The 18,843-nt window shown below is 60.0% G+C and carries 19 protein-coding genes; 3 read left to right on the top strand and 16 right to left on the bottom strand.

Going from position 1 to position 18,843, the window contains the following annotated elements; all coding sequences use genetic code 11:
- Positions 1–195: 195 nt before the first annotated feature.
- A complete protein-coding gene (trmB, locus tag OQ287_RS11920) occupies positions 196–906 on the top strand; it encodes a tRNA (guanine(46)-N(7))-methyltransferase TrmB (protein WP_265896575.1) in 711 nt (236 codons plus the stop codon).
- Positions 907–990: 84 nt separating this feature from the next.
- Complete coding sequence (gene dacB / locus OQ287_RS11915) at positions 991–2,442, top strand: D-alanyl-D-alanine carboxypeptidase/D-alanyl-D-alanine endopeptidase (RefSeq protein ID WP_265896574.1); 1,452 nt, start codon at positions 991–993, stop codon at positions 2,440–2,442.
- 50 nt (positions 2,443–2,492) lie between these two features.
- Here dacB and OQ287_RS11910 read toward each other — a convergent pair whose 3' ends face one another.
- The 16 genes from OQ287_RS11910 to OQ287_RS11835 all read right to left on the bottom strand — a co-directional run bounded on the left by OQ287_RS11910 (position 2,493) and on the right by OQ287_RS11835 (position 16,985).
- Positions 2,493–3,698: a dicarboxylate/amino acid:cation symporter gene (locus tag OQ287_RS11910; RefSeq protein WP_265896573.1), complete on the bottom strand. Its 1,206-nt coding sequence runs from the start codon at positions 3,696–3,698 to the stop codon at positions 2,493–2,495.
- A 160-nt stretch (positions 3,699–3,858) separates the two neighbouring features.
- Positions 3,859–4,320, bottom strand: coding sequence for an excinuclease ATPase subunit (locus OQ287_RS11905; protein WP_250938957.1), 462 nt, complete (start codon positions 4,318–4,320; stop codon positions 3,859–3,861).
- A 125-nt stretch (positions 4,321–4,445) separates the two neighbouring features.
- Positions 4,446–5,186, bottom strand: a complete 741-nt coding sequence (gene fabG, locus OQ287_RS11900; protein ID WP_265896572.1) for a 3-oxoacyl-ACP reductase FabG — start codon at positions 5,184–5,186, stop codon at positions 4,446–4,448.
- 7 nt (positions 5,187–5,193) lie between these two features.
- Positions 5,194–5,643 carry an ApeP family dehydratase gene (locus OQ287_RS11895; RefSeq protein WP_265896571.1) on the bottom strand — a complete coding sequence of 150 codons (450 nt, stop codon included), beginning with the start codon at positions 5,641–5,643 and terminating at the stop codon, positions 5,194–5,196.
- Positions 5,640–6,821: a beta-ketoacyl-ACP synthase gene (locus OQ287_RS11890; RefSeq protein ID WP_265896570.1), complete on the bottom strand. Its 1,182-nt coding sequence runs from the start codon at positions 6,819–6,821 to the stop codon at positions 5,640–5,642. Before OQ287_RS11890 ends, OQ287_RS11895 begins: the two co-directional genes overlap by 4 nt.
- Positions 6,818–7,393: a DUF3261 domain-containing protein gene (locus OQ287_RS11885; protein WP_265896569.1), complete on the bottom strand. Its 576-nt coding sequence runs from the start codon at positions 7,391–7,393 to the stop codon at positions 6,818–6,820. The genes OQ287_RS11890 and OQ287_RS11885 overlap by 4 nt, the downstream gene beginning before the upstream one ends.
- Entirely contained in the window at positions 7,393–8,637 is a 1,245-nt protein-coding gene (locus OQ287_RS11880; protein WP_265896568.1) for an NAD(P)/FAD-dependent oxidoreductase, read from the bottom strand. Before OQ287_RS11880 ends, OQ287_RS11885 begins: the two co-directional genes overlap by 1 nt.
- Entirely contained in the window at positions 8,630–10,963 is a 2,334-nt protein-coding gene (locus OQ287_RS11875; RefSeq protein ID WP_265896567.1) for an MMPL family transporter, read from the bottom strand. Before OQ287_RS11875 ends, OQ287_RS11880 begins: the two co-directional genes overlap by 8 nt.
- The gene (locus OQ287_RS11870; RefSeq protein WP_265896566.1) at positions 10,960–11,535 is read right to left on the bottom strand and encodes a LolA family protein; all 576 of its coding nucleotides are present in this window, start codon (positions 11,533–11,535) and stop codon (positions 10,960–10,962) included. The genes OQ287_RS11875 and OQ287_RS11870 overlap by 4 nt, the downstream gene beginning before the upstream one ends.
- Complete coding sequence (locus OQ287_RS11865) at positions 11,532–11,951, bottom strand: acyl-CoA thioesterase (RefSeq protein WP_265896565.1); 420 nt, start codon at positions 11,949–11,951, stop codon at positions 11,532–11,534. Before OQ287_RS11865 ends, OQ287_RS11870 begins: the two co-directional genes overlap by 4 nt.
- The gene (locus OQ287_RS11860; protein WP_250938978.1) at positions 11,948–12,940 is read right to left on the bottom strand and encodes a glycosyl transferase; all 993 of its coding nucleotides are present in this window, start codon (positions 12,938–12,940) and stop codon (positions 11,948–11,950) included. The genes OQ287_RS11865 and OQ287_RS11860 overlap by 4 nt, the downstream gene beginning before the upstream one ends.
- On the bottom strand, positions 12,937–13,677 hold the full coding sequence (locus OQ287_RS11855; protein WP_265896564.1) for a glycosyltransferase family 2 protein: 741 nt from the start codon (positions 13,675–13,677) through the stop codon (positions 12,937–12,939). Before OQ287_RS11855 ends, OQ287_RS11860 begins: the two co-directional genes overlap by 4 nt.
- A complete protein-coding gene (locus OQ287_RS11850) occupies positions 13,677–15,371 on the bottom strand; it encodes an AMP-binding protein (protein ID WP_265896562.1) in 1,695 nt (564 codons plus the stop codon). The genes OQ287_RS11855 and OQ287_RS11850 overlap by 1 nt, the downstream gene beginning before the upstream one ends.
- Positions 15,368–15,916: a COG4648 family protein gene (locus OQ287_RS11845; protein WP_265896561.1), complete on the bottom strand. Its 549-nt coding sequence runs from the start codon at positions 15,914–15,916 to the stop codon at positions 15,368–15,370. The genes OQ287_RS11850 and OQ287_RS11845 overlap by 4 nt, the downstream gene beginning before the upstream one ends.
- Positions 15,917–15,922: 6 nt before the next feature.
- Positions 15,923–16,198: a phosphopantetheine-binding protein gene (locus OQ287_RS11840; RefSeq protein WP_250938987.1), complete on the bottom strand. Its 276-nt coding sequence runs from the start codon at positions 16,196–16,198 to the stop codon at positions 15,923–15,925.
- A 118-nt stretch (positions 16,199–16,316) separates the two neighbouring features.
- Complete coding sequence (locus OQ287_RS11835) at positions 16,317–16,985, bottom strand: beta-ketoacyl synthase chain length factor (protein WP_250938989.1); 669 nt, start codon at positions 16,983–16,985, stop codon at positions 16,317–16,319.
- A gap of 186 nt (positions 16,986–17,171) precedes the next feature.
- On the opposite strand from OQ287_RS11835, the gene OQ287_RS11830 reads away from it, so the two are divergent.
- Complete coding sequence (locus OQ287_RS11830) at positions 17,172–18,842, top strand: hypothetical protein (RefSeq protein ID WP_265896560.1); 1,671 nt, start codon at positions 17,172–17,174, stop codon at positions 18,840–18,842.
- Position 18,843: the final 1 nt, after the last annotated feature.

Here is an 18,843-nt window from a genome sequence, read left to right as displayed (position 1 = left end):
CTCGTAATACGTTCATATCGATTCGCCCATGATGGGAACGAACCATCATGGGCGGAGAATACGGCGATGATAGCATTGCGTCGGGTCGCACGTCATGCTGGTGCGTCCTTCTCGTGGTCATGTTTTGTTGTCCGGGTCCTGCGTGGCTGCGGTATGATGCCGGTGGTTGGGCGATCATCACGGCAGGGCAGACAGATGCAGGGCAATTCTTCCAGTATTTCCACCTCGCAACACACGGTTCACGAGCACCTCGCGACCCGGGTACAGCGCGCACTTTCGGCGCCCTGGCAGCGGCCGATTGCGGATCATTCCCGGGAGGCTTTCGAGCGGGCACAACGCTGGCGTGAGTACCATGGTGGGCCACTGATACTGGACTCCGGATGCGGTGTCGGCATTTCAACGCGCCGGCTCTCGGCCCTGTACCCCGACAACTGTGTCATCGGCATTGATCGCAGCGCAGATCGGCTGTCCCGGCAGCACGGCGCCCTGGCCGATAACGCCTTCCTGATTCGCGCGGATCTGGTGGATTTCTGGCGCCTCGCCCTGGCTGCCGGCTGGCAGCCTTCACGCCATTATATCCTTTACCCCAATCCCTATCCCAAGCCCGGCCATCTGAAGCTCCGCTGGCATGGCCACCCGGTATTCCCAGCGCTGCTGGCACTGGGGGGTGAGGTTGAAGTGCGTTCCAACTGGCGTATCTACGTAGAGGAATTTGCTCAGGCGATGACCATGGCAGGCGCAGTAACGGCCCTGCCTGCCGTCGAGTGCTGGGCTCCGAACGGCGATTTCATGACCCCCTTCGAGCGCAAGTATCATGACAGCGGCCAATCGCTGTGGCGAATGCGCGCCACACTTTCCTGGCAGCCCTCTCTCATGCCAACGGATGGCGTCATTAATAAGGTTTGATGAAAGGAAACCCTGTTTTTCCTGGAACCCTGTCAGTAAGCTGATGTGCTCCAATGGAGGCACGATAATGACAGGGAGCGGTTCATGAAACACCCGATAACGCAGCGTCTGGCCGTACTGGCCTGCATGGTGGCCTGCAGTGTGACGTCACTTGCCCATGCTGCCGGATTTGATGCCGTTGAAGGCATTGCTGCCAAGGGATTTGACGTCAGTGCTCAGGCAGTACTTCTTGATGGCAATACCACACTGGGCGCCATCGCGCCCAGGGCCATGCTGACACCGGCCTCGGTCTCCAAACTCTATATTTCTGCAGCATCACTGGACCGATTCGGCCCCCAGAAGCGCTTTACCACCCGGCTGGTGACTACCGGAGAAGTGGAAAGCAATGGCACGCTGCGCGGTGATATCATCCTGGACGGTGCCGGTGACCCGGGGCTTACGTCCAACGACTACTGGATGCTGGTGCAGGGCCTCAAGCAATTGGGCGTCAAGCGTGTGCGGGGTAATGTACTGGTCAGTGAGTGGCGATTTGGCCCGGTGCCCTGCATAAGCACGGATCGCTGTCGGGCGCGTACTTCCTCACGCCACGCCTATGATGCCCTGTTGTCTTCGGCTGCCGTGGATTTTGCCAATTGGTGTGTGCGCGTCTATCCGGGATCGAAGGTCGGTGAACCGGCACATTTGCAGGGCTGTTTTGGCGAGAAGGCACTGACGGCGGTCGACAGTAGCATCAAGACCGTTGCCACGACGCAGCCTACGCGCATCAGCGGCGCACGAGTGACCAGCGGGTCAACCGATACACTGAAGCTCGATGGCACCATCGCGCTCGATACCTTCCCGCGTAATATCTATCGTGCCAGTGCCGATCCGGCCCAGCAGAGCCTTTATACGCTGGTGGATCTTATGCATCAGGCCGATATTACGGTGACCGGCAATGCAACCCTGAGCCGAACGAGACCCCCGGCAGATGCGACGGTACTGGCATCGGTCGATGGCCCGACGCTTCAGGAACTGTTGCTTCGAATGATGAACTATTCCAATAACTTCATGGCCGATGTACTGGCACTGGACCTGTCGAGTACGACACCGGCGACCCTGGCCAATGCGAGTGCAGCGCTCGAGCGATTTGTGGCGACCGTGCCGGGCCACGGGCCGGTGACCCTGCAAAGCGGCAGTGGGCTGACCACGCAAAACAAGACCTCGGCCCACGGCCTGATTGCACTGCTCAATGAGATGTATCATCGTCCCGCCCTGTTTCCGGTCTTTGTGGCCGGCATGCAGGCGCCGGTCAACGGGCCGATGCGGTTTATACGTCGGGGCAGTGATGTCTTTCAAAACAATATCATGATCAAGACGGGTACCCTCAATCAGCCGGTGCCGGTGCGTGCCGTAGCCGGCTATTTCCGTACTCGTCAGGGGCGATGGGGCGCCTTTGCTGTCATGGTCAACGGGCGCGCTGCTACCCCTTATTTACGTTGGAAGGATGTACTGGAAGCTGTTTCGAAGGACCTGACGCCGATGATCGAAAATCATTGACGGCATGTACACAGGCGCCGGCCACCATGGCTGGCGCCTGTGGTTATGGTTCAGGAGCGGTGCGACCATTTATCGACCACAGCCGCACCTACCACATCACCGGTGATGTTCAGGGCAGTGCGTGTCATGTCGAAGATACGATCCAGAGCGATCAGTAGAGGCAGCCCCTCAGTGGGGATGCCTGCGGCGATCAGAACCGCTACCACCAGAAAGGAGGGGCCGGGCACACCCGCCTGACCGATGGCACCGATGGTGGCAGTGAAGATGATGGCACTCCATGCGGCCAGACCAAGATCGACCTGAAAGACCTGAGCGAAAAAAACGGCGGCAAGCCCGTAATAGATTGCGTTGCCGGCCATATTGATCGTGGCCCCCAGCGGAAGAACAAAGGCGCAGGTTTCGTTGGACAGGCCCAGTTCCTTTTCGGCAACCTCCATGTTGACCGGCAGCGTGGCCATGCTGGAGGCTGTTGACAGCGCCACTACCTGAGGCTTTTTCATTTTGCTGAAAAAGACACCCAGTGGTACATCCGAGGCAAGGCGGATGATCAATGGATAGATGATCAGGCCATAGATCAGCAGGGCCAGAAAATAGACGCCGATCAACCCGCTGATCGATTCCAGTACACCGAAGCCGAAAGTACCCACCGCATCGGCCATCAGCCCGAAGACCCCGACAGGCGCAAGCCACATCACGACGGTAATCATCCATATCAAGGCATCCATGATGGTCTGAAGGCCGGCCATCAGAGGTTTGACGCGTGTCTGATCGATTCGTGTCAGCGCCAGACCAAAGAACATGCAGAACACCAGAATCTGGAGAATGTTGGCCTGACTCAAGGCAGCAAAGATATTGGTGGGAATCATGCCAAGCACCGTATCCCAAAAGCCCGGAACCGAGCCCTTGTCGGCATATTCACTGGACATGCTCTGGCTGAGATCAACCCCCTGACCTGGCTGAAACAGCTCGCCCAGCCCCAGTGCAAGGGCGACAGCCAGCGCCGAGGTCAGCAGGAAGAAACCAATGGTCAGCAGACCGGTACGTCCGGCCGAAGAGGAGCTGCCAAGTCCGGCGGCCCCTGAGATGATGGCAACCGCAATCAAGGGCACGACCAGCATGGTAATCAGGTGAATGAATACATCCCCCAGGGGGGCAAAAAGGCGGGCCTCATCGCCCATCATGATGCCGGCAATCACGCCGGCCACCATGGCGATCACTACCTGCAAGCCTGTATTTTTCAGTAATCTCGCTGCCATCGTTCCGCCTTGCTCAGGTGTCAGAGTCATTCCGAATCCATCGATGGAGTCGGAGCAGGGCGGGCATTATGCGAGAAAAAAGCAGGGCGGGGAAAGGCGGGCTGGAAAACGAGGCATCAATGACAGGATACGGCGAGGGGAAACCTCGCCGAAACAGAGCCTATTGCGGAGGCAGGGTAACCATGTTGCCCTTGAGCGCAACACCTGTTACCACGTTGCCGGCATGGCATTCGTAATTTTCATCGTTGATGTAATCACGCTTGTCGTAGTAGCTGGCGATGTTGGTGACCGCATTGGCACCCACAAGCCGTGCGCGTTGCTGAAGATCAATCAGCGCAGACAGGGCAACCCAGCGGCAGGCTTCCTCATCACTCTTGGTTATCGAGCTGGTGGTACGGTCCGTGTAATACCCGCCGTGACGGTCCTGAACCTCGGGATGGACCTGGTTGCCAAAATACAATCGAATCGTGGGGTCCAGCTCTTCACGTGCCTGAGGCAGGGAAAGTACATCCTTGAAGGGCATGAAGTACTGGGTATTGCGCGCCTGGGCCTGTCCGGTCCAGCCGAGCGTAACGACGGCAACGCTCAAAAGCGAAGCTGCCAGAGTCTTGCAACGCATCATGAGAACCCTCTCCATGTTGGTTCAAAAAACGAAGTAATTCGAAAAAGTGAAGGCGCGATGGGGCTACTATCCGTGATCCTGTTCGGCCTCGCAAGCAGGTCACTGCCGCCGCGGTGCGCCCCTTGTCAGAACATGCCACCGTTTACCGACAGGACCTGACGAGTCATGTAGGCAGCGTCTCGTGAGCAAAGAAAACTCACGACGCCGGCAATCTCATCCGGCTCGCCCATGCGCTGCATCGGTACCTGCTCCTTGATCTGTTCCCGGGGCACGGCTTCGGTCATCTCGGTGTCTATCCAGCCCGGCGCAATGCAGTTGACCGTGATGCGTCGTTTGGCAAGCTCCAGTGCCAGCGCTCGGCTGGCCCCTATCAGCCCGCTTTTGGCGGCACTGTAGTTGACCTGGCCGCGCTGTCCCACCACACCTGCCGCCGAGGACAGTGTCACGATTCGTCCGCCTTTTCTGGCCTGGATCATCGGCATGACCAGCGGGCGCAATACGTTATAAAAGCCATCCAGATTGACGCTTAATACGCTGTCCCACTGCTCGTCCTGCATGCCGGGAAAGGGGGCATCCTGGCTGAAGCCGGCATTGAGTACCACGCCGTAAAAGGGACCACGTGCCTCCACTTCCTGCTCAAGGGCGATGCGGGTTGCATCGCGGTCACTGATGTCGGCCTGCAGCAGCCAGGCCTTGCGCCCCAGGGCCTCGATGCACTCACACACCATGGCGGCATCATCCTGACGTTGTCGGTAGTGCACCACGATGTCAAAGCCGTCCTTCGCCAATCGCAGCGCAATGGCCCGACCGATACCACGGTTGGCACCGGTGACCAGAATTCTGTGGGTGTTCTCGGAAGAGGTCATGGTGTGATTATCCATCGGTCAGTGCAGCCGGGTCACTTGGCTGAAAAATCTTGAGGGTGGCCTCGGCCACACGAGCGTCGGTCTTGAAAATGGCACCGTCAAAGGTACCCAGACCATTGTCGGCCACAAATCCGGGCGTGATGTCGACGCGATAAGTGGTGCCGGGCTGCAGGTAGTGTTCAAACAGCTGCAGGCGACTGGCGCCCAGCAGAAGCCCCTTTCTGGGAGCCTCTTCCTGTCCGGTATCGGCGGTGAGATAGCCCCAGGCTGCTACTGCCTGTGCCATCCATTCCAGTCCGATCCAGCCCGGTAGGCCGTCCGGCGTCATGAACATGGCGTCGTGTGCTGGCGTTACCATGGCACTGAGCCCCGCTGCATCGGCATGGGTAACGCTATCGAGCAGGCACATGGGGCCGGAGTGAGGCACGAGGCCGGCGATGGGGCGTGGCAGTATCATGACGTGCGCTCCAGCAGCAGGGTGGCATTGTTGCCGCCAAAGGCAAAGACATTGCTCATGGCGTGAGTCAACGGGGCCCCTGGTATGGACGAGCTGACCAGATCAAGCGGCGGCAGCCGGTCATCGTAGTGGCCATCATGAACATGCACCGGCAGAAACTGATGTGTCAGTGAAAGCCAGGCAAAGGCTGCTTCCAGCGCACCGGCCGCGCCCAGTGTGTGTCCGGTCAATGCCTTGGTGGCACTGACAGGTACACCGCAATGGCCGAAAACACGATCAATGGCCCGGGCTTCCATGGCATCGTTGTGCGGCGTAGCCGTGCCATGGGCATTCAGATAGCCGATGTGCTGCGGCAAGGTACCTGCCATGGTCAGTGCCTGGGCCATGGCGCGAGCTGCACCGTCGCCCTCCGGATGGGGGGCTGAAATGTGGTGAGCGTCAGACGTTTCACCATAGCCGGTCAGCTGAATGCCATCGGTGTCACGAGTCACGATGAAGACAACGGCAGCCTCTCCAATATTGATGCCGTCTCTGTGTCGTGAAAACGGCAGGCAGGGCGTCGCACTGACGGCATCCAGAGACGCAAAGCCATGTACCGTGAGGTTGCACAGGGTATCGGCACCGCCGGCAATGACCGCATCACACTGGCCGGAGGCCAAAAGACGTCGGGCCGCACTCAGCGCCCGAGCGCCGGAGGTGCAGGCCGTGGAAATGGTCCACTGGGGGCCGCGAATCCCGAGGTGATGTGCAATGAACGCAGACGTGGCTCCCAGTTCCTGACGGAAGTAGCAGTACTGATCATCAAAGTCATTGCCGGGCCCGGTACGGTCAATGGCCGCTTCGGTTTCACTGACACCGGAAGTGCTGCTGCCCATTACCACGCCAATGCGCTCCGGGGCGACCGAAGCCAATAATGCTGGCAGTGCCTCTCCAAGCGCCTCAAGCGCGGCCAGGCTCAGTTGGTTGTTGCGGCTTTGATGTCTGGCCGGCCAGTGGGACATGTCCGGCAGGGGCATGGTTACGGCCCCAAGCGCCAGGGGATGCCCCGGGGTGTACTTCGAGCACATTGTCAGCCCGCGTGTTCCGGTCTCAAGCGCTTTAGTGATGACGGATAGATCGCTGCCCAGACAGGACGCGATTCCTGGAGCCGACAGACGGCAGGGTATCTGTTGGCTCATGGTGTCCCCTCGTCGGGCAAGGGGGCGATGGTCAGGGTATAACCGGCCTGATGATCATCAAGATACACCGGCGCCGGTGCCAGCGGCTGGTCGCCATCATAGGTCACGGTAACGATATCACGGCCTTTCTGGCGGATATGGCGGATGGTTCTGCCCTGTGGGTCTCGTTCGGTGGCGAGCGTCCAGTCACTGCCCTGCCAGGCATCAGCCAGAGCCGGCGCAGGCCACAGGCCCCACTCCAGCCGGGCCGCCAGCCAGGCAGCCGGGAAGGGCGGCTTCATCAGCGTCTGGGTATAGCGGGCGCCCTGGGCATCATCAACCAGCGTGAACAGCCTCTGGCCGGTGGGCGTAGCCACTACCGTCTGTAGCCCCCCGGGCATCAACCGAATGACTCCCAGCAGCTGACGTGCATCATCATCCTTGTCATGAGGCGCAAAGGTCAGAAGGCGGGTAAGAGTGTTCGGCGCGGCCGGGTGGTCAAGCGCCGGCGTGGGTGCCAGTTGCGGGCCCATGCAGCCGGCCAGCAGGGTCAGTAGCATGATGCCCAACCAGGGGGCCAGGTGTCCTCGCATCAGGCAGTTTCCTTTTTACACAGGGCCGCCAGCGATGCAAGGTGCTTGCGAGGTGCGGCCACGAACGGGTTGGTGGTATCCCAGGCATAGCCGGCCAGCACAGCACTGATCATGCGTTTCAAATAGGCGGGCGGATCGGGATGAAAAATGATGGTAGCCAGGGAGCCGTCATACCAGGCATCGACAAAGGCGCGAAAGACGCTGATGCCCTGGCGCAGGGGGAGTTCAAACTCGCGGTGCCAGTCCACATTGTCTCCCTGCAGTGAGCGATAAACCAGCGCGGCGGCGTCTCGTGCCGAACGCAGGGCAATGGTGACGCCGGAGGAAAAGATCGGGTCCAGAAACTCACCGGCGTTGCCGACCAGCACATAGCCGGGCCCGTGAAGCCGCTCTACATCGGCCGAGTACCCCCCCAGGGTGGCGGGCTCACGCACCAGACGCGCGTCCTTCAGAAGCTCTGTCAGGTACGGAAAACTTTTCCACAGTGCCTGATGCTGGGCTTCGGGAGTATCACCCAGCGAAGTCAGTCGATGGGCGCGCTCTACAAACCCCAGCGATGCACGCCCATTGGCAAAGGGGATCAGCCAGAACCAGCGCTCTGCTTCTGAAGCGTGAGCGCCCAGAAGAATCTTTTCCCGATCGTAGCCGGGGTCGCTGATGTGGTCTTCTATATGTGCAAAGACGGCCGTTCGTTCGGAGAGTCCTGGTGCACGCATCAGTCCTTCATGCCTGGCCAGTACGCGGCCAAAGCCGCTGGCATCGATCACGAACCGGGCCGTAAGATGTCGCACCGGACCCTCGTCCGGTGTAATGGTCAGGCACGGCGCCTGAGTGTCTGCGGTGAAATCGCTGATACGGGCGCCGAAATGAACGACCGCGCCGGCCTGTTCGGCAGCCCTGATCAGACGATGATCAAAATCGGCCCGTTCTACCTGACAGGTGGTGCCATACCCGTCAGTAAACTTGTCTCGAAAATCGATATCGACGCTTGTTCCGTCCTGGTCAAATCGGGCGCCGTTCTTGTGCTGATAACCGCCTTCCTCCAGCACATGAAGCAGCCCGGCTTCCTCGAGGTAATGCATGCTCTGTGGCAGCAGGCTTTCTCCGATGGAAAACCGCGGGAAATACCGAGCCTCGATGACCTCGACCCTGACGCCTCGATCAACCAGCCATTTGGCCGCCAGGGCACCGGCCGGGCCGGCACCAATGATGACCACATCAGTGGTGGTGGATAACTCACTCATGCGTAATGCTCCCTTGAGGCGAGGTCGGTTGCCTGGGTTGAACCAGCGGTACCAGCAGCCAGACGCTCAACAATCCCAGCAGTGTGGTCAGGCCAATATAATGCAGAACCGGGGTCGCGCTGAAGGCCAGCAGGCCGAAGGCCAGCAGGCTGGACAGCGTGGATAGCGTAATGGCAAGCCATGCATGGTGCGCGGTGGGGTGCTCGGTAATGAAGATACCGGCATCGAGTCCCAGACCAATGACCAGCAGCAGGGCCAGTTGATGAAATAGATTCAGGGGCACGCCCAGCAGGCTGTAAAGGCTCAGAACCAGCAATACCGCTCCGGCAGCCGGCGCCATGACGCGCCAGGTACGCCGACGGTAGCGCAGGGACAGCCCCAGACCCAGCAGTACGAGGGCGCCGCCGACCCACCAGGCAATTTGCCGCCGAAGCTGGCCCAGTACGCTGGAAATATCGGCAACCCGGTCTACCAGGCGAAGATGCGGGTCGTTCCTGTCTGCGGCCTGCAGTGCCTTGATGGCACTGGCATCCGCCTTGCCGGTCAGGCTGATGATACCTGCGACGGCACCTTGTGGTTCAGTAGGGTCTGCCGGGCCGATCCAGAGCCGCTGATCGCTCTTGCCCGGGCCGGTGGCCAGCCAGTGATCCAGCGTCAGGTAGGGCGGAGAGGTCAGTGTTCTGTCGGCCTGTTGAACAAGTGTTTCGGGCAGGCCGGCACGAGTGTACAGGGTGGCCAGATTCTGTTGATAAAGGGTGCGGGTGCGCTCGAGATTGTCATCCTGATGCACCATGGTGGGCACATGGTCACTGAGTAGTTCGAAGCCGCCCAGATGGCCTTCCTTCTTCAGAGAAGACAGCAGGGGATGCAGCTGATCGGCCGCATCAAGCCACAGGTCTGCCGTCTGCGCCGTCAGCAATAGATAGCGAGTGCCCGTGTCGCGGTGCAGTAGACGCTGCACCTGTTGCTCGTCGCCCAGCAGGTCCGGTGAGGAAGTATTCAACAGGCGCAGGCTGTCATCGGTGCCGAGACGGCTGACAATCAGTATCAGTGCAAGGGCGGCCAGGCCAAGGGCCGTCGGCGCGCGAAGTCGTCCCTGCAGGCGTGAGAACGGAGCCCAGAGCCGGTCAGCCAGCCGGGCAGCGTGAGGCGTATTTTTCATGCGGATGCGAGGCAGCCAGACCACGACCGTTATCCAGGCACCTATCAGGCCAGCTGCAGCAAAGATGGCCATTTGCCGCAGGCCCGGCAGGGGTGTCAGGGCCTGGGCGGCAAAGGCAATGACGCTTGAGGCCAGCCCCAGTGCCAGTCCCGGCAGCAGGCGAGACAGTGAGAAATGATGCTGTTCGGCGGCGCGGGCGCACTGCATGTGAATGGCGTAATCAATGGCGATACCGATCAGACTGGTACCAAAGGCGATGGTCAGCAGGTGAAGGCGGCCAAAGATGAGCAGGGTCACCGTCAGGGCGAACAGGCCGCCTGTCACCAGGGGAAGCAGCAGACTGGCCATGGTTTTTGGAGAGCGAAAGACCAGCCACAGCATGAGCAGAAGCCCCATCAGGGCGCTCAGTCCGAAGGTGGACATCTCGCGTCGAGCCTGTCTGGCGCCTTCACTGGCATGAAAGATCATCCCGGAGCGTAGCAGGGTGGCCCTGGGGAACTGATCGTTGAAGGTAGCGAGGGACGCGTCAAGCTGCGCCTGAGTGCCTTGATCAAACGGGTTGCCATGCAGGGTGCCGATCAGTACAGCGTACTCCTGACCTTCCTCCGATGTGACGGTGACCAGGTTGTGATGTGTCTTGAACAGGGAGGGCAGCTGATAGGTCAGCCAGTGATTCAGGAGGCCATAGGGGTCGCGGATGGGATGCTGATCGAGACCATCCGGCATGAAGAGTCCCTTGAGAGCCTGCTGTTCAATGTTTTCCAGTTGGCCGGCATCAACATCGTCCTGCCAGTCCGGTGCCATGAGCCGGTATCGGTAGGGGCCAAGGGCCTTGACGATGTCGCCACTTTCAAAATCGTCCGGGCGCCACTGCAGCGATGCAACAGCCGGGCTCTGGTTCAGAAGACCGGCAAGGCGTGCTGCGGTGTCGTTCAGCGAATCTGCACTTAGCAGCAATACGAACCGGTCCTCGAACTGTGCACCCAGCTGATGATTGGCACGCCCTACCAGCTCGGACTGATGAGTATCCGGCAGCAGTGCCGTGACACGGGTGTCAAAGCGTGCACCGTGGGTCAACAGCCAGCCGCAGATGACCGCACAAAGCAGTATCACGCCGCCCCATGACCAGGCCCATGATGGCCGGTGCGCGCCCGACGTGTTCATGAGTCGCTCTGGGTCTGATCAAGGCGAATGTCGAGTCGGTCCTCGTTCGCCAGATGCATGGCCAGGGTGTCGAGCTGATCACCTCCCGCCAGGTCGATGCGCTCAAGATAACGTTTCATGCTATCGGATCTGGGGGTCAGCCGAGCCTGCCAGTGTCCGGTCGTGCCGGACAGCGCGATGGTGAAGCGCTCCTGAAGTGCACCAAGATCTCCGTCAAGCAACTGCATGATCAGGCGCGCCACGCCGCCCGGGTCATCCTTCACGGGTTTGCCGTTGCGGGTCATGCCCGTATCGTCCAGCGTCATGGTCTCCTGTACCGGGCTGGTCAGTGTCCAGCGAACCTGCTCGCCACGATCGAATTCGTAGTGTCCGTGACTGGTCAGTGTGGTCTGCATATCGTGCAGCCATCGCTTTTGAACAAACGTGCCCTCGACATGGGCCTGACGGGAAAGCTGTTGCTCGATGGCGCTCATGCTCACCGGATCTGCCTGGGCCGTTGCTGACAGCCCCAGGGTGCCCAGCAGTAGCCCGCTGGCAGCAAGCAGGGGCAGAAGGCGGAAAAAATGATTCATGACAAATGCTCCAGTCGTGCCAGCAGGTCCGGTGGGGTACACAGGCGGCGTTCGCCGGTGGCAATGTCCACTGGCACCTGAACGCTATGGCCGCGGGTCAGCCGGCTGCCCGTTGCCTTGTCCCGCACCTCATAGGCGATGCGTAAGCGGCCATCCCAGTCAGTCAGAGTGGCCGTAATGGTCAGGCGCTGACCGAACCGGGCAGGGCCGGGATAACGAATCCGCAGATCAACCACCGGCCATTCGTGGCCCGATGCCTTCATCTGTAGATAGTTGTAATCCAGCTGGTCAAGCAGCGCACAGCGTGCAATTTCAAAATACCTGGCGTAATGGCCGTGCCAGACAATATTCATCATGTCCACATCGTGAAACGGGACATCCATCTCGACAGTGGCGGAGGGGCGCGTAACATTCACGGATCATGCCTCGTCGTTGGTGGCGTGCTCTCGGCCGATTGGAGTGCGCTGGTCGCATCAGGTTCATTTGCGGGTGTTCGTTGTGCCCAGAACGGGTAGAAGTTGAACCACTCAAGCGGATAGCGGCAGCAGAACTGCTCCAGGCGATCAGCATAGGCCTGCATGCCCTGATCAATCCAGGCATTGCGTTCGTGCCGTTTCAGGGTGCCGGCGTCTGCCAGCGGTTCGAAATGTACCTTGTAGCCGCTGCGCTCCCGGGCACACAGCAGAAACCACGTGGGGCAGCGCAGCAGTGCTGCCAGCCAGAAGGCACCTTCCGGGAAGCAGGCCGGATGCCCCATGAATTCGAGTGCCCGGCGGCGGCCGGTCAGTCCGATTGGCTCCCGATCAGCGGCAATGACCACAAAGCCCCCTTCATTGATACGGTCGCCAAGACGCTGTGCCGTGGCCGGACCAATTTCGCTGACTTCGATGATGTCGGGGCGAGGGCCGCTTGAGCGGCTCAGCAGGGTATTGAAGCGCTGTGCATGACGGGTATGCATCAGTACGCTGATTTTCAGGTCGGGCCGAAGCGTGCCCAGTGCCTGGCAGATTTCATGATTTCCCAGATGGGATACCAGAATCAATCCGCCCCTGCCTGAGGTGATGGCATCACGCAGTGTGGCATGATCGACAATCTGTACGTCATTCAGCGGAATCTGGCCGTGCAGGGCCCGAACCTTGTCGCGCATGGCGATACCGAAGGCCATGAAGTGACGAAGGGTGGCAAGTGCAGGCAGTCGGACGTCGGGATGGGCCGATGTCAGTCGGCGCTGATACTGGCGCGAAGCGCGGCGTGCCAGCGGGTTTCGACACCAGTAGTACACACTGACGAAAAACAGAATGGTGTTGTACCCGGTATCCCCCAGCCATCGGTGGATGCCGAGCATGATATTCATGCCGGTCACCGAGCCGGATTCCTTGACTTCTGACCAGTGCTTGTTGCTCATGATGTTCGCCTCCTGGCCAGCAGCGAGGGCATCCGCATCAGCATGCCCAGTGTCAGCCGAACATGCATCCGCGCCAGAATCAGATTGTCACGCAACAGCCTGAAGTGAGACACCCCATCGGTGGGATAGTGAACCCGGACCAGACGGTTCTGAATGCCCTGGCCGCTCCAGTACCACCGCACCAGTACTTCGGTATCAAAATCCATGCGATCACCGCAGCTGTGTCGCGACAGCATTCGTGTCAGGGGGGCGACGGGGTAGAGCCGCACACCGCACATGCTGTCGGTGATCGCCATGGACAGGGTGTTGATCCATACCCAGACATGAGTGATATAACGACAGATAAAACGGTGCATGGGGACGGTGTCATCGAAGCGCGGCCTGCCGACGATCAGTGCCTCCGGCGTACGCTCCATATCGGCGATGAACGCCGGGAGGTCCTCCACGTCATGCTGGCCGTCGGCATCGACCTGAAGAGCGTGAGTAAATCCCAGATCGCGTGCAGCAAACAGGCCGGTGCGCACGGCAGCGCCCTTGCCGGAATTGCGGAGCAGTCGCACCAGATGAATGTCCGGGCGAGCGGCCAGTTCGTCCAGCACCCTGGCACAGGCAGGGCTGCTGCCGTCATCGACCAGAAGGATCGGTAATTCCAGGGCGGTCAGCTGTCGGCAGGTTTCCACGATGGCGCGTTCATGGTTGTACACCGGTATCAGTACGCAGGCGTGATGTGAGGCCATCAGCGTTGTTCCTCGCATCGAGCTCGTCCACTGGCATGATCGCCCTCGCAGGAACCTACCCTGAAATGCAGGGTGTCCTCACGCCATTCAAGTGTCAGTGTCAGGCGTTGACCCGGTCGAACCGGGCGCGGAAAACGCAGCCTTTCGATTCGGCCGGCGGTACCGGCGTCCGGCCACTGGCGTTGAGCATACTCCATGCACCAGGTGAGCAGGGCAACGCCTGGGACGATAGGCATGCCCGTAAAATGGCCTTCCAGGGCGCGCAGGGTATCCGGCACTTCCAGGTGAACTATCAGCCGGGTATCGCTTTCAAGCTCGCTGCCCAGCCAGCGGGGACGTTCATGGTCCATCACATCGGCAAACAGTTCGTCTATCAAGGCGCGGGTCAGCTTGCCCTGTGCATTGGTGGGCCAGACGGTGGTAAAGCGCCAGTAGCGCGGTACGGCGACGGGCTCGAACTGACGCTCCAGCGTCTCGCGCAGCGAGGCAATCAAACGTCGTCGAGCTTCGCGATGGTGCGGTACGGCCGACGCTTCCAGCTGTACTATGGCTCCGAGCCGCCCTCCCGAGAATGCCAGTTCGACACAGTCTGCTCGTTGCACGCCCGGATGGGCTTTCAGGTGCCGAACCATGCCATCCAGCGAAACGCGCTTGCCGGCGACCTTGACGATTCTGTCAGCCCGGCCCAGCAGTTCGAACCGGCGGCCCTGCAGATGTTTGATACGGTCTGCATGACGCTGCCAGTCGGCCGTGTCCAGCCGTGGAGAACGAAGCCGCAATACGCCGTCCTGTTCCTCGATGTCGGTATCATCAAAGGGGGTCCATGCCGGGTCAGCGCGCTGATCGCGCCAGGCGATCGCGCCGGTTTCCGAGCTGCCGTAGATTTCGATGATTGACACCGAAAGCCGGGCCTCGGCGTGGTGACAGGCAGGCAGGGACAAGGGGGCGCCTGATGAATACACCGAGCCGGGGCGGCGGCCATCAGGAGGAAGCAGCGCCTCCGGTATGCGCTCAAGCTGGGCAGGAGAGCTGATCAGGGCAGCCATGGGCATGTGCTCGAGGTAGCGTGCCACTTCTTCCGGGTACCGGCAGATGTTCAGGCCGAAGGGGCGGTCCTGTACCAGTGCGCGGAGCAGGCCGGCGGACAGCCCGTAAATGTGCTGATGGCTTACCTGGCTTGCAATGACGCCCTCGGGCAGGGCAAAGGTATTGCCGAAGGCACAGGTTTCATGGGCAAGCTGTCGGAAGGTCTTGATCAGACGCTGCGGATCACCGCTGGAGCCGGAGGTGAAGATTTCCATGGCGGGGGCATCTGCTCGCAGTGGCCCCCAGGCAGGACGCGCGGTGATGTCATCATCCAGGCAGGGCTGCCAGGCATGGGGCGCCTCTCCCAGCAGCACATCACCTTCCCGGGTCAGCTGGCTCAGCGTGTCCTGCCGGTCATCGCCTGGCAATACGACAGGGATGCCACGATGCCAGCAGGCCAGCAGGGCACAGACAAAGGGCCATGGCCCGGGGTGATAAAGCACGGCCTTCTGATCAGGCCCGATGGGGGCCTGCTGCCACGCGGCGATATCTCGGTGAAGATCGGCAATGCATTTTTGTTCATTGATACCCGCCGCCACCACCGTGCTGTCATGGCGGTAGTGCCATGGCGCGTCAAGGAACCGGGATTCGTCAAGGATGGGTATCATGCCGTATGGCTCCGTCGAACGTATTGGCGCACGATCCACTCACCGGTAAAGAGGGCGGCGGTCAGAAGATAGCTGATCGCACCATTGTAAAGTGTCCATGTCGGCAGGTCGGCCCACACGGCCGTTGCCAGTGCTGCCAGGGTATTCAGCGCAAAAAAGCCGGCCCAGACCCGGGTGACGTTTCGGGTATAGCGTATGCCGGCCTCCGGCAGGTCGGGCTCACTGATTCGTGCCAGTCGTTCTACCAGCGGCATGGGGCCCATCAGGCTGCCGGCAAACATCACCAGCATCATCAGATTGCCCAGTACCGGGTAGAGCCTTAATCCCAGTTCATCCTGACCTGCCAGCAACAGGACGATGATCGGCAGGGCGAACAGTCCGTTCTGAAGGAACCTTCGCGTGATCACCGCTCTGGCCAGCAGCAGGCCCAGACCTGCCATTGCCAGCGCCCTGGCGCCCGCATGGGGGAGCAGCCACAGGATCATCAGCGGATACATGAGGCCTGCCAGAGCCAGCAGGAGGGCCAGGGGGCGACGGTCAGTCATGAGGGCCTATTTTTCTCGACGAGCCTCAACGAGTGCAGCCAGATGGCGAAGGCTTGCAAAGTGGGTCTGATTGTCTTCTGCATCACTGTCCAGCTTGATGCCGTAGTGTTTCTGAAGCGCCAGCCCCAGCTCGAGGGCGTCGATGGAATCAAGTCCCAGTCCTTCGCCGAACAGCGGGTCATCCGGGTCAATATCATTACTGGTAACGTCTTCGAGCTCGAGCGTGTTGATAATCAGCTCGGCAAGCTCATGCTCCAGAGGCGTCAGCGGGGTGTCCGACATACAGGATCCTTTTTATCAGCGGCCTGGGCTGGCAGTTAAATGACATGTATTGCAGTGGGAACAGGCCATATTTTGTCATGAGAAAGGGCGACAAGCATCCCTTGAAAAACAGGGCTCTTCAGGACGTCATCAATTGATGGACAAGATATTCGGGCTGATCTCGAACAGCGTTTGATGGTCGTGCCGAGAAGGATGAAACCGGGCGAGCCGTAGGTGAAGCATCAAGGCTCAGGGTCAGCGCCAGTGCCGATGGTGCTTCTGCGCTTCGTTCTGCTGCGCGATACCGGGCAGGAACGGTGCTGTCGCTCCACACCAGCGCGACCTGGTGCCAGCCCTCTGCCAGATACCCCCTCGCCTCGGACAGCAGCGCTGCCCATTCATCACCGCCGGCCGCTATGGCGGCAATGGAACCCTGATGGTTCGATGCAATCGAATACACACCGACCAGCGCATTGTGTACGGACAGGCTGAAGCGGGCGGGTGATACCGGGTCGCCTGCAGCAATGGCGTCCAGCATATCAAGAGGCCGTTGGCCGTCACCATGCTGCGAGGCATGTATGATGGGTATGTTGTGGCGTGCAACATCGAGCTCACACAGCATGCTGCAGAGCGCGCGTCCTACCGGTGTCAGCCGTCGGCGCAGCATGGCCGGTATGTCGGCGGCGGTCGGGTTGGCTTCGGTGGAAAGTCCGGGTGCCTGGGCGCTGCTGCCCGGGAGCCATCCCCGCCAGTCCAGAATGTATACTTCGGCAAGGGTATTGTCGTTGTCAGCTACGTTCAGGGTCATGGTGGGTCGTCGTGGTCGGGTCAGCGAAGGGGCGTTAGTGTAATCGGGCTGGTGGTAGTTCTCCATACCCGTCGACGCCGGTAAATGCGCGACCAGGCATGGTTACGACGTGCCGCTTGCCGCAGGATGAAGCATATACAGCCCCGTCGGGGGCGTTTCAGTTTATTTGACTGGCAGGAGCCATAGATGACATTGCCCAGGGATGAAGGAAAGCGCCGCGCGTTCTTGCGTGGCTCACTCACACTGTTGCCTGCTGTAGTCGTGGGGAGTGTAATGGCCCCCAGGGTGCAGGCTGCCTCCGGCGGTGGTGAACGGTCCGAGGCCGTGGATTCGCTGGCTCGGGCCAATGTGCTGTACTGGGGAGCGGATCCGTCCGGTCGTCGCGACAGCTCTGCAGCCTTTGCCAAGGCAGCACGGTCTCAATGGGCGCGTACCCTGCAGGTGCCGCCGGGCGTGTATCGTATTGCTCAAACGGTAGACCTTCTGGGCAAAAGCATGATGGGCCCGGGGCGGACACGCAGTGGCGGCGGCGATGATGAGGCGTGTCTCATCCCTCATTATGATCTTAAAGGGCCGATGTTTATCAAGACGGGGCCTGAAATTGCCTCGTTGACCTTCAATGGTCAGAGCAAGAAGAGTTCCGCCGTGGCACTGAACTGTTATGGCTACAACACCACCCTGCGCAATAACCTTTTCACCTCGCTTGGCAAGGCCATTGAAGTTGACAAGGGAATTGTCAATTTCAACATCCTGCAATGTGCCTTTGTTGCATGTGAATACGGCCTGCACGTCAAGGACAAGGGGGGGATGTCCTCGACTACCGTCCGACTGACAGGCAACGAATTCAATTACGTCACGAACTGTGTGGTGTTCGACAAGGAGCTCTATGGCGCTACCTTTCAGGACAACATCTTCGAAGCAGTCAAGGGCGATGCGATCGTGGCTCAGGTCATTCATGGCTGTAACTTCATCGGAAACTGGTGGGAGAAGCGCAACGGAGGGAAGTCCGACTGGCCAGCCGTACGCTCTACCATGAAGCAGCAGATCATTGGCTGTTTCGCCAGTGCCAATACCATGGTCTATGGCTGGAAGGATGTCTTCAGTGGCGATCAGCACAACAAGGCCATGGGGGGCGTATCGACCAACGGTACGGCGGTGCTGGTTCGGTCTTCCACGGGGTCGGCGCTCAGAATGACGCCTGGGGGTATCAAGGCGGAAACGGACGCTTGGCAAGGAGACACTCCCTTTATCATTCAGGGCAGTTATGCCAGTGCTCACAAGCGAGCCCATCCTATTGTGCTTCGTCATTCAGGGCACAAGGGCGATATCGAATTCGATACCGACCCCGAGCTGACCAGCGATGGGGTGTGGAAGGGCAAGCTGCGTTTTGCTGCCAGAGCTAAGGCGGGTGCGAAAAACGACAAGGATAAAAAGCCGGCGATTCTGTGGGACGAGTATCAGGTCAACGAAAATCTGCCGGGACTGACCGGGCGTTCACCGCAGCAGACAAAGGCGGGCAAGGTTCATACTGCGCTTACCGGTGTGCCCCAGTTCGTCAAGTGGCGCCAGGGTGATGAAAAGGCGCCCGGGGTCGACTTCTTCCCGAATAACAAGGCTCGCAAGACAGGTCAGGTCGAGCTGTCGTTTGACCAGGGCGAGTATGAGTTTCGGGACCCGGTTCTGACGGTCACCGTTGATGATCATGATGTGGTATCTGCCGGTATTGATTATATCGATGCCTATAGCGGTGCCGGTAAATACAAGGCGTGGCGCGGGTTTGTGCTTCATTTCAAATCGCTGGAAACAGGCAAGCCTGTCACCCCTGAAAGCTTCAATCTGCAGATATTTCATCCCTGAG

Origin of the sequence: Larsenimonas rhizosphaerae (assembly GCF_026240105.1) — a bacterium.
GTDB classification, from domain to species: domain Bacteria; phylum Pseudomonadota; class Gammaproteobacteria; order Pseudomonadales; family Halomonadaceae; genus Larsenimonas; species Larsenimonas rhizosphaerae.
The sequence above is the reverse complement of the archived record's forward strand: the minus strand, read 5'-3'. Positions and strand labels throughout refer to the sequence as shown.

What these genes read in the sequence shown, in the direction of transcription:
- trmB (WP_265896575.1), top strand. Translation starts at nt 196, where the DNA reads ATGCAGGGCAATTCTTCCAGTATTTCCACCTCGCAACACACGGTTCAC.
- dacB (WP_265896574.1), top strand. Translation starts at nt 991, where the DNA reads ATGAAACACCCGATAACGCAGCGTCTGGCCGTACTGGCCTGCATGGTG.
- OQ287_RS11910 (WP_265896573.1), bottom strand. Translation starts at nt 3,698, where the DNA reads ATGGCAGCGAGATTACTGAAAAATACAGGCTTGCAGGTAGTGATCGCC.
- OQ287_RS11905 (WP_250938957.1), bottom strand. Translation starts at nt 4,320, where the DNA reads ATGATGCGTTGCAAGACTCTGGCAGCTTCGCTTTTGAGCGTTGCCGTC.
- fabG (WP_265896572.1), bottom strand. Translation starts at nt 5,186, where the DNA reads ATGACCTCTTCCGAGAACACCCACAGAATTCTGGTCACCGGTGCCAAC.
- OQ287_RS11895 (WP_265896571.1), bottom strand. Translation starts at nt 5,643, where the DNA reads ATGATACTGCCACGCCCCATCGCCGGCCTCGTGCCTCACTCCGGCCCC.
- OQ287_RS11890 (WP_265896570.1), bottom strand. Translation starts at nt 6,821, where the DNA reads ATGAGCCAACAGATACCCTGCCGTCTGTCGGCTCCAGGAATCGCGTCC.
- OQ287_RS11885 (WP_265896569.1), bottom strand. Translation starts at nt 7,393, where the DNA reads ATGCGAGGACACCTGGCCCCCTGGTTGGGCATCATGCTACTGACCCTG.
- OQ287_RS11880 (WP_265896568.1), bottom strand. Translation starts at nt 8,637, where the DNA reads ATGAGTGAGTTATCCACCACCACTGATGTGGTCATCATTGGTGCCGGC.
- OQ287_RS11875 (WP_265896567.1), bottom strand. Translation starts at nt 10,963, where the DNA reads ATGAACACGTCGGGCGCGCACCGGCCATCATGGGCCTGGTCATGGGGC.
- OQ287_RS11870 (WP_265896566.1), bottom strand. Translation starts at nt 11,535, where the DNA reads ATGAATCATTTTTTCCGCCTTCTGCCCCTGCTTGCTGCCAGCGGGCTA.
- OQ287_RS11860 (WP_250938978.1), bottom strand. Translation starts at nt 12,940, where the DNA reads ATGAGCAACAAGCACTGGTCAGAAGTCAAGGAATCCGGCTCGGTGACC.
- OQ287_RS11855 (WP_265896564.1), bottom strand. Translation starts at nt 13,677, where the DNA reads ATGGCCTCACATCACGCCTGCGTACTGATACCGGTGTACAACCATGAA.
- OQ287_RS11850 (WP_265896562.1), bottom strand. Translation starts at nt 15,371, where the DNA reads ATGATACCCATCCTTGACGAATCCCGGTTCCTTGACGCGCCATGGCAC.
- OQ287_RS11845 (WP_265896561.1), bottom strand. Translation starts at nt 15,916, where the DNA reads ATGACTGACCGTCGCCCCCTGGCCCTCCTGCTGGCTCTGGCAGGCCTC.
- OQ287_RS11840 (WP_250938987.1), bottom strand. Translation starts at nt 16,198, where the DNA reads ATGTCGGACACCCCGCTGACGCCTCTGGAGCATGAGCTTGCCGAGCTG.
- OQ287_RS11835 (WP_250938989.1), bottom strand. Translation starts at nt 16,985, where the DNA reads ATGACCCTGAACGTAGCTGACAACGACAATACCCTTGCCGAAGTATAC.
- OQ287_RS11830 (WP_265896560.1), top strand. Translation starts at nt 17,172, where the DNA reads ATGACATTGCCCAGGGATGAAGGAAAGCGCCGCGCGTTCTTGCGTGGC.